General features: G+C 71.8%; 12 protein-coding genes. 4 read left to right on the forward strand and 8 right to left on the reverse strand.

Annotated elements, in window-relative coordinates; translation table 11 throughout:
* Positions 1 to 10: 10 nt before the first annotated feature.
* The 8 genes from murD to mraZ form a co-directional block, all read right to left on the reverse strand.
* The gene (gene murD / locus P2L57_RS15425; protein WP_275814409.1) at positions 11 to 1513 is read right to left on the reverse strand and encodes a UDP-N-acetylmuramoyl-L-alanine--D-glutamate ligase; all 1503 of its coding nucleotides are present in this window, start codon (positions 1511 to 1513) and stop codon (positions 11 to 13) included.
* An 8-nt stretch (positions 1514 to 1521) separates the two neighbouring features.
* On the reverse strand, positions 1522 to 2586 hold the full coding sequence (gene mraY, locus P2L57_RS15430; protein ID WP_275814412.1) for a phospho-N-acetylmuramoyl-pentapeptide-transferase: 1065 nt from the start codon (positions 2584 to 2586) through the stop codon (positions 1522 to 1524).
* A gap of 3 nt (positions 2587 to 2589) precedes the next feature.
* Entirely contained in the window at positions 2590 to 4008 is a 1419-nt protein-coding gene (locus P2L57_RS15435; RefSeq protein ID WP_275814415.1) for a UDP-N-acetylmuramoyl-tripeptide--D-alanyl-D-alanine ligase, read from the reverse strand.
* Positions 4005 to 5723 carry a UDP-N-acetylmuramoyl-L-alanyl-D-glutamate--2,6-diaminopimelate ligase gene (locus tag P2L57_RS15440; protein WP_372515720.1) on the reverse strand — a complete coding sequence of 573 codons (1719 nt, stop codon included), beginning with the start codon at positions 5721 to 5723 and terminating at the stop codon, positions 4005 to 4007. The genes P2L57_RS15435 and P2L57_RS15440 overlap by 4 nt, the downstream gene beginning before the upstream one ends.
* A 7-nt stretch (positions 5724 to 5730) precedes the next feature.
* Complete coding sequence (locus P2L57_RS15445; RefSeq protein WP_275814421.1) at positions 5731 to 7692, reverse strand: peptidoglycan D,D-transpeptidase FtsI family protein; 1962 nt, start codon at positions 7690 to 7692, stop codon at positions 5731 to 5733.
* Between the two features lie 4 nt (positions 7693 to 7696).
* Positions 7697 to 8161: a cell division protein FtsL gene (gene ftsL / locus P2L57_RS15450; RefSeq protein ID WP_275814424.1), complete on the reverse strand. Its 465-nt coding sequence runs from the start codon at positions 8159 to 8161 to the stop codon at positions 7697 to 7699.
* 8 nt (positions 8162 to 8169) lie between these two features.
* Positions 8170 to 9141, reverse strand: coding sequence for a 16S rRNA (cytosine(1402)-N(4))-methyltransferase RsmH (rsmH, locus tag P2L57_RS15455; RefSeq protein ID WP_275814633.1), 972 nt, complete (start codon positions 9139 to 9141; stop codon positions 8170 to 8172).
* Between the two features lie 356 nt (positions 9142 to 9497).
* Positions 9498 to 9929, reverse strand: a complete 432-nt coding sequence (gene mraZ, locus P2L57_RS15460) for a division/cell wall cluster transcriptional repressor MraZ (RefSeq protein WP_275814428.1) — start codon at positions 9927 to 9929, stop codon at positions 9498 to 9500.
* A 368-nt stretch (positions 9930 to 10297) separates the two neighbouring features.
* On the opposite strand from mraZ, the gene P2L57_RS15465 reads away from it, so the two are divergent.
* The 4 genes from P2L57_RS15465 (at position 10298) to P2L57_RS15480 (ending at position 15806) form a co-directional block, all read left to right on the forward strand.
* Positions 10298 to 10843, forward strand: coding sequence for a beta-class carbonic anhydrase (locus P2L57_RS15465; RefSeq protein ID WP_275814432.1), 546 nt, complete (start codon positions 10298 to 10300; stop codon positions 10841 to 10843).
* A gap of 172 nt (positions 10844 to 11015) precedes the next feature.
* The gene (locus P2L57_RS15470) at positions 11016 to 12011 is read left to right on the forward strand and encodes an AAA family ATPase (RefSeq protein ID WP_275814435.1); all 996 of its coding nucleotides are present in this window, start codon (positions 11016 to 11018) and stop codon (positions 12009 to 12011) included.
* A gap of 76 nt (positions 12012 to 12087) precedes the next feature.
* Entirely contained in the window at positions 12088 to 13419 is a 1332-nt protein-coding gene (locus tag P2L57_RS15475; protein WP_275814437.1) for a DUF58 domain-containing protein, read from the forward strand.
* Positions 13416 to 15806 (forward strand): transglutaminase TgpA family protein, encoded by a 2391-nt coding sequence (locus tag P2L57_RS15480; protein ID WP_275814440.1) that lies wholly within the window; start codon positions 13416 to 13418, stop codon positions 15804 to 15806. Before P2L57_RS15475 ends, P2L57_RS15480 begins: the two co-directional genes overlap by 4 nt.
* Positions 15807 to 15826: the final 20 nt, after the last annotated feature.

The raw sequence follows: 15826 nt of genomic DNA on the forward strand, positions 1-15826 counted from the left end.
GGACGACCGGCTATCGGTTGTTGTGCAGAGCGCGTACGGCCGCGGCGAAGGCATCGCCGCGCTTGCCGTAGTTGGCGAACATGTCCATCGAGGCACAGGCGGGGGCCAGTAGGACGGTGTCGCCGGGCTGGGCGAGTGCTGCGGCGGCGTCGACCACGGCCGTCATCGCTTCAGTGTCGGTCCGTTCCAGGTCGACGACCGGGACTTCGGGGGCGTGTCGTCGAAGCGCTTCGGCGATCAGGGCGCGGTCGGCGCCGATGAGCACGACCCCGCGAAGTCGCTTTGCCGATTTGGCGACAAGCTCATCGAACGTGGCGCCCTTGGCCAGACCTCCGGCGATCCACACGATGTGCTCATAGGCGGCCAACGACGCCTCGGCGGCATGGGTGTTGGTGGCCTTGGAGTCGTCGACGTAGTCCACGCCGTCCACGGTGGCCACCCGCTCGATGCGGTGCGCGTCGGGACGGAAGGCGCGCAGCCCGTCGCGTACCGCGCGCGGTTCGACGCCGTAGGCGCGGGCCAGCGCGGCGGCGGCGAGCGCGTTGGCGATGTTGTGCGGCGCCGGGGGCTGGACGTCGGTGACCTCGGCCAGTTCCTGGGCGTTCTTGTACCGGTCCTCGACGAAGGCCCGGTCGACCAGGATCCCTTCCACCACGCCGAGTTGGGAGGGGGCGGGCGTGCCGAGGGTGAAGCCGATGGCCCGGCAGCCCTCTTCGACGTCGGCCGCGCGGACCAGTTCCTCGGTGGCCGGGTCGGCGGTGTTGTAGACGCAGGCGACCGTGTTGCCCTCGTAGATACGACCCTTGTCAGCGGCGTACGCGGCCATCGAGCCGTGCCAGTCGAGGTGGTCGGGGGCGATGTTCAGTACGGCGGCGGAGTGGGCGCGGACGCTGGGCGCCCAGTGCAGTTGGTAGCTGGACAACTCGACGGCGAGGACGTCGTACTCCTCCTCGCCGAGCACGGCGTCCAGCACGGAGACGCCGATGTTGCCGACGGCCGCGGTGCGCAGGCCCGCCGCCTTCAGGATCGAGGCGAGCATCTGGACGGTGGTGGTCTTGCCGTTGGTCCCGGTGACCGCGAGCCAGGGGGCGGCGCCCGCCCGTCGCCCACCACCACCCTCAACCGAGGCGCTACGCGCCGCGGATACACCCGCCCGTCGCCCACCACCACCCTCAACCGAGGCGCTACGCGCCGTGCCGCGTAGCCGCCAGGCCAGCTCCACGTCGCCCCAGACCTCGATGCCCACATCCGCGGCTGCCGCGAAGAGCGGGCTGGTGGGCTTCCAGCCGGGCGAGGTGACGATGAGGTCGGTGCCCTCGGGCAGGGTGTCACCGTCGCCGAGGCGGACCGTGATGCCCTCGCCCCCAAGAGCGGCCGCGGTCTCCCGCTGCCGCTCGCCGTCGCCGCCGTCGACCACGGTGACGTGCGCGCCGAGACCGGCGAGCACCCGGGCGGCGCTGACCCCGGAGACGCCGAGCCCGGCGACCGTGACGTGCTTACCCGACAGTTCCATGGCAGTCCTTACTTCGCCGCGACGAAGCCCGCGTAGAACAGGCCCAGGCCGACGGCCATGCACATGCCCTGGATGATCCAGAAGCGGACCACGACCAGAACCTCGCTCCACCCCTTGAGCTCGAAGTGGTGCTGGAGTGGGGCCATCCGGAAGACCCGCTTCCCGGTGAGCCGGAAGGAGCCGACCTGGATGACGACGGAGAGGGTGATCAGGACGAACAGACCACCGAGGATGGCGAGCAGCAGCTCGGTGCGCGAGCAGATCGCGAGTCCGGCGAGCGCGCCGCCGAGCGCCAGCGACCCGGTGTCACCCATGAAGATCTTGGCGGGCGAGGTGTTCCACCACAGGAAGCCGAAGCACGCGCCCATCAGGGCGGCCGCCACCACGGCGAGGTCCAGCGGGTCGCGTACGTCGTAACAACCCGGGCCCGCGGTCAGCGGGTTGGCGCAGGACTGCCCGTACTGCCAGACGCCGATGACGGTGTAGGCGGCGAAGACCATCACCGAGGCGCCGGTGGCCAGACCGTCGAGGCCGTCGGTGAGGTTCACCCCGTTCGACATCGCGAGGATCATGAACAGCGCCCAGATGACGAAGATCACCGGGCCGATCGACCAGCCGAAGTCCTGGGTGAAGGACAGCCTGGTGGAGGCGGGGGTGGTGCCGCGCCCGTCGGCGAAGTTGAGGGCCAGCAGCGCGAAGGTGATGCCGACGATGAACTGCCCGGCCATCTTGGCCTTGGCCCGCAGACCGAGGCTGCGCTGCTTGACGATCTTGATGTAGTCGTCCAGGAAGCCGACCACGCCGAGACCGGCGAAGAGGAAGAGCACCAACAGGCCGGACATCGTGGGCCGTTCGGAGACGATGACCTTGGTCATCGCGTAGGCGATCAGTGTCGCCAGGATGAACGCGATACCGCCCATGGTCGGGGTGCCGCGCTTGCTGTGGTGTTCCTTGGGGCCGTCGTCACGGATGAACTGGCCGTAGCCCTTGCGGGCCAGCAGCTTGATCAGCAGCGGGGTGCCGACCAGGGACAGGAACAGCGCGATGACACCGGAGATGAGGATCTGTTTCATCGCTCAGCCCTCGCCCTCGGCGCCGTCCAGCAGTGCCAGTGCGATCCGCTCCAGGCCGATCGACCTCGATGCCTTCACCAGCACGACGTCCCCCGGGCGCACTTCGCTGCGCAACAAATCGATCGCCGTCTCCGCGTCGGACACGTGCACCGACTCCTCACCCCATGAACCCTCGTTCTTGGCGCCCATGTCCAACCAGGCGGCCGCCTGGCCACCGACGGCCACGAGCTTGCTGACGTTGAGCCGGACGGCGAGCCGCCCGACCGCGTCGTGCTCGGCGAGGGATTCCCCGCCGAGCTCGGCCATCTCGCCGAGCACCGCCCAGGTCCGGCCCCCCCTTGCCCGTGCGGCTTCGCCCATGGCGGCGAGCGCACGCAGCGCAGCACGCATGGAGTCGGGGTTCGCGTTGTAGGCGTCGTTGACGACCGTCACACCGTCCGGCCGTTCGACGACCTCCATACGCCAGCGCGAGAGTGTGCCCGCCTCCGAGAGCGCGGACGCGATCTGCGAGGTGGGCATGCCCAGTTCACCGGCGACGGCGGCCGCGGCCAGCGCGTTCGACACGTGGTGCTCACCGTACAGCCGCAAGGTCACTTGGGCGCACCCGGTGGGTGTGCGGAGTGTGAAGACCGGGCGTCCGCTTTCGTCGAGGCGGACGTTCTCGGCACGCACCTCGGCGTCCTCGGCCTCGCCGAACAGCACCGTCCTCGCCTTGGTGCGGGCCGCCATCGCCCGTACCAGCGGGTCGTCGGCGTTGAGCACCGCGACGCCGCCTTCCACGGCGGGCGGCAGCGCCTCGACCAACTCGCCCTTCGCCTGGGCGATCTGCTCACGGCCGCCGAACTCGCCGATGTGCGCGGTGCCGACGTTGAGCACCACGCCGATGCGCGGCGGGGTCAGGCTGGTCAGGTAGTTGATGTGGCCGATTCCGCGCGCACCCATCTCCAGTACGAGATGGCGGGTCTCCTCGTCGGCGCGCAGCGCGGTCAGCGGCAGCCCGATCTCGTTGTTGAAGGAGCCGGGCGGCCAGACGGTGGGGCCGATCTTCGCCAGCAGTTGGGCGATCAGGTCCTTGGTGCTGGTCTTGCCCGCCGAGCCGGTGAGCGCGACGACGCTGGCACCGAGCCGTTCGATGACGGCCCGGGCGAGTGCGCCCAGGGCGGCCTGGACGTCGTCGACGACGATCGACGGCCCGGCGATGGGACGGGCGGCCAGTACCGCCACCGCACCGGCCGCCAGGGCGGTCTCGGCGAAGTCGTGTCCGTCCACCCGCTCACCGCGGAAGGCGGCGAACAGCGCGCCGGGGCGCACCTCTCGGGAGTCGATCACCACGGATCCGGTGACGGGGACGCGCGGGTCGGGTATGTCGTGCATGCTCCCGCCGACCGCCTGCGCGACCTCGGCGAGGGTGAATGCGATCACTGCTGGTCCTGGTCCTTCGCTTGGGTGAGCGGAGTTTCGGCTTTCCGGAGCGCGGCGTTCCGGATCGCTGTACGCAGTACCTCACGGTCGTCGAAGGGGCGTACCACTCCGGCGATGTCCTGGCCCTGTTCATGGCCCTTGCCCGCGACGAGCACGGTGTCCCCGGGTTCGGCGACCGCGACGGCCGCGGCGATCGCGGCCGCCCGGTCCGGCTCCACGGTGACATGTCCGCGCTCGTGCGCGGGTACCTCGGCGGCCCCGGCCAGCATCGCGGCGAGGATCGCCAGCGGGTCCTCGGAGCGCGGGTTGTCCGAGGTGAGGACCGCCGTGTCGGCCAGCCGCGCGCACGCGGCGCCCATCGGGCCGCGCTTTTGCTGGTCACGGTCGCCGCCGCAGCCGAGGACGACATGGATGCGGCCCTCGGTGACCTTGCGCAGGGCACGCAGTACGGACTCGACGGCGTCGGTCTTGTGCGCGTAGTCGACCACCGCCAGATACCCCTGGCCCTCGTCCACCCGCTCCAGGCGGCCGGGGACGCCGGGGACGGCGGCCACACCGTCGGCCGCGGTCTGCGGGTCGATACCGGCGGCGACCAGTGCGGTGATCGCGGCGAGCGAGTTGGCCACGTTGAACGGGCCGGGCAGCGGCGCGGTGGCGCTGACCCGCTCGTCCTTCGGGCCGACGACGGTGAACGTGCTGCCCAGCGGCCCGACGGTGACGTCCTCGGCACGCCAGTCGGCGTCCGGGTGGCCCTCGGCGGAGAAGCTGACCACCGGCACGGTGGCTTCCTTCAGCAGCCTGCGGCCGTACTCGTCGTCGAGGTTGACCACCCCGGCCCGGCTGCGGACCGGGGTGAACAGCTGCGCCTTCGCCTGGAAGTAGTCCTCCATGTCGGAGTGGAATTCCATGTGCTCGGGGCTGAGGTTGGTGAACACCGCGATGTCGAAGACCGCGCCGTCCACCCGGCCGAGCACCAGGGCGTGGCTGGAGACCTCCATGGCGACGGAGCGCACACCGCGTTCCCGCATCACCGCGAACAGCGCCTGCAGGTCGGTGGCCTCCGGCGTGGTGCGTTCGCTCTTGATCCGCTCGTCGCCGATCCGCGACTCGACGGTGCCGATCAGCCCGGTGTGCTCGCCGTGGGCCGCCCGCAGGCCGCCCTCGACCAGATACGCGGTGGTGGTCTTGCCCGAGGTGCCGGTGATACCGATCTGCAGCAGGTCATGGCCGGGCTCGTCGTAGATCGCGGCGGCCAGCGCGCCCATCCGGGCCCGCGGCTCGTCCACCACGAGGACCGGCAGCCCGGTGGCGGCGGCGCGCTGCCGGCCCGCCGGGTCGGTCAGGACCGCGACCGCGCCGCGCTCGGCGGCCTGGGCGGCGAAGTCGGCGCCGTGGAAGCGGGCGCCCGGCAGAGCGGCGTAGACGTCTCCCGGGCGGACCGCTCGGGAATCGTGGGTGATGCCGGTGGCGGACTTCCCCGGGGAGGGCACCGCGGTGCCGAGCTGCTCGGCCAGCTCCGTGAGCGGTTTGGGGCGGACCTGGGACGGGCGCGGCGGTCCCGGGACATGACCGGGGTCGCCCTGCGCTTGGTGGGACTGATCAGCATGTGGCACGGCGGTGAGGTTACCGGGCGGGTACGGGTCCCGGCGAAAAGGGGCCAGCGCCGACGGCTCTCCGGCGGTTCCCTCTCCCGTTGAATCTGTGATCGTTGTCACGGTGTCCTCACTGCTTCCCGGACTGGAAGTCGACGGGGATCTGCGGTCCCGCCGTACCTGTGGGCGGCACCTGGAGTGTCTTCAACGCGAACTCCATGACCTGCTTGAAGACCGGCCCGCAGATCTGGCCGCCGAAGTAGCTGCCGACCGTCGGGTTCTGGATGACGCAGGAGACCGTGACCCGCGGGGCGTCGGCCGGGGCGAAGCCCATGAAGGAGGCCGTGTAGCCGTGGTAGCGGCCGGTCTTGGGGTCGACCCGGTTGGCCGTGCCGGTCTTGCCCGCCACCCGGTAGCCGTCGATCTGCGCCTTGGTGCCGGTGCCCTGGTCGTCGCCGACCACGGACTCCAGCATCTCGGAGAGCGTCTTGGCGGTCTTCTCACCGACCACCCTGGTCTTCTTGGCCGCGGGGGCCGGGGTGAACTGGCCGTCGGGGCCGGTGGTGCCCTTGACCAGGGTCGGCTGGATGCGTACTCCGCCGTTGGCGATGGTCGAGTAGATCGAGGTGGCCTGTACCGCGTTGACGGACAGTCCCTGGCCGAAGGGGATCGTGTACTGCTGGGAGGTGCTCCAGTTCTGCGGTTTCGCCAGGATGCCGGGGGTCTCGCCGGGGAAGTTCAGCCCGGTCGGATCACCGATGCCGAACTTCCTCAGATACGAGTACAGCACCTGGTTGGCTTGATTCTGGTTCTTGCCGAGCTGGCCGGTCGCCAGGATCGTCCCGATATTGCTGGATTTGGCCAGCACCCCGTTGAGGGTGAGGTCCCAGGTGCCGTGGTCGACGTCATCGTGGAAGACCCGGTCGCCGCGCTGCAGGGTGCCGGGGACGACGACATGCGTCCAGGGGGTGGCCACGCCCTCGTCGAGGACCGCGGACATCGACATCAGCTTGCTGACGCTGCCGGGCTCGTACGCGTCCTGCAGGGCCGGGTTGCCCAGCGCGGCGGGGTCGGCGCGGCCGATGTCGTTGGGGTCGAAACCGGGGGCGTCGGCCATGGCGAGGATCTGGCCGGTGCGCGAGTCCTGGACGACCACGTAGCCGCGGTCGGCCCCGGACTGCCGCACCTGCTGGCTGATGGCGCTCTGGGCGGCCCACTGGATGTCCCGGTCGATGGTCAGCTCGACGTTCGCACCGGGCACCGCGGACTGCTCCTGGATGCCCGCGCTGGGGATCATCTGGCTGCCGGACTGGGCGTAGGTCATCTTGCCCGGCCGACCGGCGAGTTCACCGTTCAGCCCGGCCTCCAGGCCGCCCGCGCCCTGCTGCTGGCCGTTGACGAAACCGAGCACACCGGCCGCGAGGTCGCCGTTGGGGTAGACCCGCTTGCTGGTGGGCTCGGACAGGACGCCGTTCAGCAGACCGGGGGCGCCGTGCTTGGCCGCCTGGTCGGCCAGGCTGCTCTTGAGGACCTTGATCCGGTTCCACACCTGCGGCAACTGGCGGCGGGCCAGCACCACGTAGCGGGACTTGGGGGTGGACAGCTGCTGGGCGATGGTCCGTTCGTCGCCGCCGATGATCGGGGCGAGCAGCGCGGCGGCCTGCTGCGGGGCGCTGTCGGTCTTGGCCTGCTGCGGGGTGAACAGGTACGGGTCGGCGGTGATGTCGTCCGCGTCGACGCTGGTCGCCAGCGGTACGCCGAAGCGGTCGGTGATGTCGCCGCGCTTGGCGGCGATCTCCACCGGCTGATAGCGGTTGAGGTCCGCCTTGGCCGCGTACGCGGCGGCGTCGACGACCTGCACCTGGAACAGGCGTACCGAGAACACCACCAGCACCAGGGTGAGCAGCACGGTCACCAGCCGCAGCCGGGGCCGGGGCTGCATGAGGCGCAGCGCGGGGGCCGTGGACGGCCGGGCCGGGGCGGTCGTCCGCGGCCGCGGACGCGCTCCGGGGCCCGGCCCGCCGGGTCTGGGCCCGCGGGGAGCCGCCGGGCGGGGCGGCTGACCGCGGCGGGGCGGCTTCTGCTCGGTCACTCGCTCACCTTCCGACGGTCGGGGCGGCACTCGCGGGTCGGGGGGCCGTGAGCGGCTGCGGTGCGGGAGCGGTGTTCGCTGCCGTGCCGGGCGGTGCGCTGGCCTGGCCCGGTACGCCGTGGACCTTGCCGTCGGGGCCGAGGAAGGCCGGGGTGCCGCCCGGCACCATGCCGAGCCCCCGGGCGCGCTGCTCCAGCGTGCCGGGGGCCGAGTCCTTGTCGACCTCCTGCTGGAGCGCCTGCTCCTGGTCGGTGAGGTCCGTGGTCTCCTTCTTCAGCTTCGACAACTGGAAGGACCCCTGGTTCACCGCCGTGTTGAGCAGCAGCAGCGAGATCAGTCCGCTGGCCAGCAGCGCCACCACCAGCAGCACGAACGGCGCCCGGGCTGCCTTCGCCGACCGTCCGGTACGGCCCGGCAGCAGCCGGCCCAGCCCCGGCCGGGGCGCTGGCTTGGGTTTGCCGCCGCTCATGCCGCCGGTCATGGGGCGGCCCGCTCGTCCGGAGCGTCCTCGCGGACGCGTTGGGCGGCGCGCAGTCGGGCGGGAGCCGCGCGCCGGTTGGCGGCGATCTCCTCTTCGGTGGGCAGTTCGGCGCCGCGGGTGAGCAGTTTCAGCCGCGGTTGGTACCGCTCGGGGATGACCGGCAGCCCGGGCGGCGCGGTGTTGCTGGCGCCCGCCGCGAAGACCTGCTTGACCAGGCGGTCCTCCAGCGAGTGGTACGAGAGCACGGCGATCCGCCCGCCGACGGCCAGCGAGGCGACGGCGGCCGGGATGGCCCGCTCCAGCACCGCCAGTTCGCCGTTGACCTCGATACGCAGCGCCTGGAAGGTGCGCTTGGCCGGGTTGCCGCCGGTGCGCTTGGCGGCCTGCGGCAGCGCGGCGCGGATGAGTTCGACCAGTCGCGCGCTGTTGCTGAACGGTTCCCGCTCCCGCTCCCGCACGATCGCTTCCACGATCTTGCGGGCGAACTTCTCCTCGCCGTACGTCCGCAGGATGCGGACCAGTTCACCGGGCGGATAGGTGTTGAGGACCTCGGCCGCGCTGATCCCGACGTCCTGGTTCATCCGCATGTCGAGCGGGGCGTCCTGCGCGTACGCGAAACCGCGCTCGGCCTCGTCGAGTTGCATGGAGGAGACGCCGAGGTCGAACAGGACGCCCTGGACCTTGGGGATCTGCAACCGGTGCAGGACATCGGGCAGTTCGTCGTACACGGCGTGCACCAGGGCGGCCCGGTCGCCGAAGGGCGCCAGCCGCTCCCCGGCCAGCTTGAGCGCGGCCGGGTCGCGGTCGACCGCGACCAGCCGGACGTCCGGGAACGCCGTCAGCAGCGCCTCGCTGTGCCCGCCGAGGCCGAGCGTGGCGTCGACCACCACCGCGCCGGGTTCGGCCAGCGCCGGGGCCAGCAGGTCGAGGCAGCGCTGGAGCATGACCGGGACATGGCGTGGCTCCACCGTCACCGCCCCTTTCCGGCGTCGCCTCGCCGCGGCCGCGGCGGGGTGCAGGGGGTACCTCCCATGCCCTTAGGGCATGGGGGCGCGTGGCAGGTGGTGCTCATCTGGGCCCTCTTGTCGGACTGCGCCCTTGGGAACGCGCTGGACGTACCGCCGGGTCCCCGCCCGCTCGGAAGGGGAAGAGGCCGGCTGGTACCGGGGAAGTAGCACCAGCAGACCGTGGAGCGGGAGGAGGCCTGGCGTCACGTACACGGATGGCGCGGGCGTGGCTGCCGGGTGTTTCGGATGCGGACAGTTCGGATGGTTCGGGACGTGGTGTGCGCCAGGGCGCGTCACGTCGGGGCGCGGCGGCGCCGTCACAGTATTCCGGGAAGCACCTCCTGCGACAGAGCCGAGAAGGACTCCTCCTGGGCGGCGAGGTAGTGATCCCAAGCCGCGGCGTCCCACACCTCGACCCGGTTGTTGGCGCCGATCACCGCGCAGTCCCTGGCGAGTCCGGCGTAGTCGCGCAGCGGCTGCGGGATGGTGATGCGCCCCTGCTTGTCGGGGATCTCGTCGGTGGCTCCGGCGAACAGCACCCGCATGTAGTCGCGGGCTGCCTTCGAGGTCACCGGCGCCTGCCGCAGCTGCTCGGTCACGGCGCGGAACTCCTTCGCCGGCCAGACACACAGACACCGCTCCTGGCCCTTGGTGATCACCAGTCCGTCGGCGAGCTGGTCACGGAACTTCGCCGGGAGGACGAGTCGGCTCTTGTCATCGAGTCGCGGCGCGTACGTTCCGAGGAACATCCGCACCTCCCGCACTCGACCCGCACCGACCGCCCGGACTGCCCGAAACACCACAATGGGAGCACCTCGCCTCCCACTTCGCGCCACTTTACTCCACGTTGCCCCACCGTCAACCGACGCCAGGAGTACTCAGCCATCACTGTGACAGACGAAACCGCAGGCCAGAGTGGTTGCGGCCGCAGTATGCGCGGGCGCCCCGGCGCGGCGGGCGCAGCATCGCGCGCCCCTTGCGCGCAATTCACCCGTTCGGGGGAGCCGCCGCCTCACCTGTGGGTTACCTCACAGGTGAGGCAATTGACGCGGTAATTACGCGATTTCGACCAGCCCACGGAGGGACAGCGCGCCCCTCGCCCGTTACGGTCACGGACATGCCCATACCTGCACCGCTGCCCGCCGAGTCCACCGCCGACGCCGCCGGGGAGTCCGTGATCGACCGCCTGGTGGCGGCGAACCGACGCTACGCGGCGGACTTCCACGACCCCGGTATGGACGCCCGGCCGGTACTGAAGGTCGCGGTCGTCGCCTGCATGGACGCCCGTATCGACCTGCACGCCGCGCTCGGCCTGGAGCTCGGCGACTGCCACACCATCCGCAACGCGGGTGGTGTGGTCACCGACGACACCATCCGCTCGCTGACCATCAGCCAGCGTGCCCTCGGCACCCGCTCGGTGGTGCTGATCCACCACACCGGCTGCGGCCTGCAGTCGCTGACCGAGGACTTCCGCACCGAGCTGGAGCGCGAGGTGGGCCAGCGCCCGACCTGGGCGGTGGAGGCGTTCTCCGATGCGGACCAGGACGTACGGCAGTCGATGGCCCGGGTGCGCACCTCGCCGTTCCTGCCGCACACCGACGATGTGCGCGGCTTCGTCTTCGATGTGCACACCGGCCTGCTCCGCGAAATCACGACCGAGTAACGCCCTCTTGGCGCAGGCCCGTGACGTAGGGCCAAGCGGAAGGGAAGAATGCACAGAGCGGCACCGGCTTCCCCGGTGCGCGGAGTCGGGGAGGGCCGGTCCTCGGAATGCGACGGGCCCTGGACAAGGGCGCCAGCACGGGCCCTGCTGCACATGGGCCTAGGAGGGCCGGGTGACGACCTTTGACGCACGAGCGAGCCTCAGCGATCTGACCACCACCGTGGAGCGGGTGCGGCGTTCGGTGGAGAACGTGATCGAGGGCAAGCCCGAGGTCGTACGGCTCGCACTGACGGTGCTGCTCGCCGAGGGGCATCTGCTGATCGAGGACGTGCCGGGCGTGGGTAAGACCATGCTCGCCAAGGCACTTGCGAGATCCATCGACTGCTCGGTGCGGCGCATCCAGTTCACCCCCGACCTGCTGCCGTCGGACATCACCGGAGTGAGCGTCTTCGACCAGCAGCGCAAGGACTTCGAGTTCAAGCCGGGCGCGATCTTCGCGCAGATCGTGGTCGGCGACGAGATCAACCGCGCCTCGCCCAAGACGCAGTCGGCGCTGCTGGAGTCGATGGAGGAGCGGCAGGTCACCATCGACGGCAGTACGTACGAACTGCCCAGCCCCTTCATGGTGATCGCCACCCAGAACCCGGTGGAGATGGAGGGCACCTACCCGCTTCCGGAGGCGCAGCGGGACCGCTTCATGGCACGGGTGTCGATCGGCTACCCCAGCCCGGAAGCCGAGTTGCAGATGCTGGACGTGCACGGCGGCGTCAACCCGCTGGACGATCTGCAACCCGTCGCACACGCCCACGAGATCGCCAAACTGGTGGAGGCGGTGCGGACGGTGCACGTGGCTCCCGGTGTGCGCCGCTACGCGGTGGATCTGGTCGGCGCCACCCGCCACCACCCGGAACTGCGGCTGGGCGCCTCACCGCGCGCGACCCTGCACCTGGTACGGGCGGCTCGGGCCGCCGCGGCCCTGGACGGACGGGAGTTCGTGCTGCCGGACGATGTGCAGGCGCTCGCCTCCGCGGTACTGGCACACCGGCTACTGCCCACCGCGCAGGCGCAGTTGAACCGCCGCACCCCGGAAGTCGTGGTGACCGAGATCGTCCGCCGCACCCCGATCCCGGACCCGTACGGTCCGCGCTCCGGCGGCCGATCACTGTGAACGCCCCGCACGCGGCTGCCGCCGCCGTCCCGGCGGACCTGGGTCCGGTGCCCGCGGAAGCACCGGGGGCCGTCGCATGAGCCCGGGCGGGCCCGACAGGAGCGAGCCGGAGGGCGGGGTGCGCCAGGCGCTCAGCGGGCTCACCACGCGGGGGCGGTCGTTCCTGGCTGCCGGGGTCGCGGCGGGCGTCTGCGCCTACGTGCTCGGGCAGCCGGACCTGCTGCGGGTCGGGTTGCTGCTCGCGGTGCTGCCACTGGTCTGTGTGGCCGTGCTGTACCGCACCCGGTACCGGGTGTCGAGCACCCGCCGCCTCAGCCCGTCGCGGGTGCCCGCGATGTCCGAGGCGCGGGTCCGGCTGCTGGTGGAGAACGTCTCGCGGCTGCCCACCGGGCTGCTGATGCTGCAGGACCGGGTGCCGTACGTGCTGGGCCCGCGCCCGAGGTTCGTACTGGACCGGGTCGAACCGGGCGGGCACCGGGAGGTGGCCTACCGCGTCCGGTCCGATCTGCGCGGGCGTTATCCGCTCGGGCCGCTTCAGCTGCAGTTGGCGGATCCGTTCGGCATGTGCGAGCTGACCCGGTCGTTCGCGACCTCCGACGTGCTGACCGTGGTGCCGCGCACGGAGCATCTCCCGGCGGTGCGCCTCGGCGGGGAGGCGTCGGGGTACGGGGACAGCGGGTACCGGGCGCTGGCGCTGGCGGGTGAGGACGATGTGATCCCGCGCGGCTACCGGTACGGCGACGACCTGCGGCGGGTGCACTGGCGGTCCACCGCCAAGTACGGAGAGTTGATGGTGCGCCGCGAGGAACAGCCGCACCGGGCGCGCTGCACCGTCCTGCTGGACACCCGGCGCATCGCCTTCCACGGGGCGGGGCCGGATTCCCCCTTCGAGTGGGCGGTGACCGGCGCCGCGTCGGTCGCGCTGCACATGCTGGAGCGCGGATACGCGACCCGGCTGCTGACCGACACCGGCAGCTGTGTGCCGGGGCCGGAGGGAGCCGCGGGCTCGGGCGGTAACGGCGGGTTCGGCGGCTCCGGCGCCGACTCCTCGGAGACGGCCGGGCTGTTGCTGGACGCGCTCGCCGTGGTGGACCACTCGGACGGCGCCGCGCTCTCCCCCGCGCACGAGGTGCTGCGCGGGGGGAACGAGGGGCTGGTGGTGGCCTTCCTCGGGGAGCTGGACGAGGAGCAGGCGACGGTGGTCGGACGGATGCGGCAGCGCACCGGCGGCGCGGTGGCGTTCGTGCTCGACGGGCGGGACGACGGCGAGCGGACCCACACTCCGCTGCGGCTCCTGCGTGAGGCGGGCTGGACCGTGCTCCTGGTACGGCCCGGCGACCAGTTGGCCGATCTGTGGCGGCAAGCGGACCGTTCCGCCTCGCCCAACGGAACGGGGGCCAGGCGATGAGCGGAGGGGCACGGCTGACGTTCTGCGCGGCGCTGGCCTCGTTGCTGACAGCGTGTTCGCTGCTGCCGCTGGCGACGCCGACGACATGGATCGTGCAGGCCGCGGTGCTGGTGCTGGTGCAGTCGGCGGTGGGCGCCGGGGCGCGGCGGATACCGCTGGCCAGACCGCTGACGGTGGCGCTGCAGGCGACCGTGTCGCTTGTGCTGCTGGCCTTCGTCTTCGTCCGCGCCCACGCGGTGCTCGGCCTGCTGCCGGGCCCGGCCGCGATCGGCGGGCTGGGCCTACTGCTCGGGGACGGGATACGCGACGTCGGCCAGTACGCCACACCGGCGCCGGTGACCGGCGGGATCCGGCTGCTGCTGGTGGGCGGCGTGCTGCTGATCGCGCTGGTGGTGGACGTACTCGCGGTGACCTACCGCAGTGCGGCCCCGGCCGGGCTGCCGCTGCTGGCGCTGTACTCGGTCGCCTCCGGGCTGGGCGAGGGCGGTGTGCACTGGCTGTGGTTCCTGCTCGCGGCGGGCGGATACCTTCTGCTGCTGCTCGCGGAGGGCCGGGAGCGGCTGTCGCGGTGGGGGCGGGTGTTCGGCGGCTCGGCGCGCCGTGCCGGGCATCCGGCGGGCGGCGCCGGGCCCGGCGGGCAGGGCGCGGTGGCACCGGTGCGCACCGGGCGCCGGATCGGCGCGCTGGCCCTGGGGCTGGCGCTGATGGCACCGGCCGCGCTGCCCGCGATGGGCGGCGGGCTGCTGGACGCCGCCGACCCCAATGGCCCGCTCGGGCACGGCGGCGGCACGATCACCGCGGTCAATCCGCTGGTGTCCCTGCAGAACAACCTCAATCAGCAGGGCGACCGCGAAGTGCTGCGCTACAGCACCACCTCCCCCGACGCCCTCAGCATGTATCTGCGGATCATCACGCTGGACCAGTTCGACGGCACCTCGTGGAAGGCGTCGCAGCGCCGGGTCACCGACGTGCCGGACCCCTTGCCGACGCCCGCGGGGCTCAGCCCCGGGGTGCAGGTGAGCCAGGCGGCCACCTCGATCAGGGCCGTCTCGACGTATGCGCAGAACTACCTGCCGCTGCCCTATCCGGCGACGAGGGTGCGGATCGCCGGGAACTGGCGGTACGAACCGGAGGGCCGCACCCTGATCGGCGACCACGGGCAGACCACCGCGGACGCGCAGTACCAGGTCTCCAGCCTGCTGGTGCAGCCGACGGCGCGCCAACTCGCCGAGGCTCCCCCGGCACCGTCTCAGATCCAGCGGGACTACACCCAGGTCCCCGGCTCGCTGCCGGCCGATGTCCGGCAGATCGCGCAGCAGGTGACGCAGGGCGCGGCCAACGCCTACGAGCGCGCGGTCAAGCTGCAGAACTGGTTCACCCTGACCGGTGGTTTCACCTACGACACCCGGGTCCAGGAGGGCAGCGGCCCGGATGCGATAGACCGCTTCCTGCGGGACAAGCGGGGCTTCTGCGTCCATTTCGCCTTCACCATGGCCGCGATGGCACGCACCCTCGGTATCCCGGCCCGGGTCGACGTGGGCTTCGTCCCGGGCACCCAGCAGTCGGACAACTCCTGGCTGGTGGGGGTGAAGGACGCGCACGCCTGGCCCGAGCTGTACTTCGAGGGGGTCGGCTGGACCCGCTTCGAACCCACCCCGAGCCGTGGCAGCACCCCCGACTACACCCGGGACAACACCACGTTGCCGGGCACCCATGACCCGGCCGGGCCGCAGCAGGGCGCCAGTTCGGCGCCGTCCGCCAACCCCTCCGCCACGCCGACCTGCGACGAGGCGGCCCGCCGGACCAACGACTGCGGCAACAGCGGCCTGCCGTCGGTCAGCGCGCCGGGCGGTGGCGACAGCTCAACCGCCGGGGTGTGGATCGTAGTGGCTGGTGCCCTGGTGCTCGGCGCGCTGTGCCTGCTGCCGATGGTGTGGCGCTCGCGGCTGCGGACCGCCCGGCTGGGGCCTGATGACGACTCGCCAGGTGGCCGGGTGCCGGCCGCCTGGCGTGAACTGGTGGACACCGCCTGGGACTACGGCATCCTGCCCCATGGCTCGGAGACCCCACGCGGAGCGGCCGACCGGCTGATCCGTGTGGGCAGGCTGGAAGGCGGCGCCGCGGAGTCCGCCCGCCGGCTGGCGAGCGCGATGGAACAGGTGCTGTACGCACCGGCGCCGAGCACGGCGGCGGATGTCGCCGAGGACGTACGGCGGGTGCGCCGGGCGCTGCACGCGGACGCCGACCGGTCCACCCGGGTTCGGGCGGTCCTTGCGCCGAGGTCGGCGGCGCGGCTGGGGTGGCGGGTCGCGGACCGGTGGTCGGCCGTGCTTCGCCGGTGCCGCGAGGTGGCCGGGCGCGCGGCGACGGCGGTCAGAGCACGTTGAGGGGCGCGGGTTCCGGTGGG

This window comes from Streptantibioticus ferralitis (genome assembly GCF_029223525.1).
GTDB classification, from domain to species: Bacteria; Actinomycetota; Actinomycetes; order Streptomycetales; family Streptomycetaceae; genus Streptantibioticus_A; species Streptantibioticus_A ferralitis.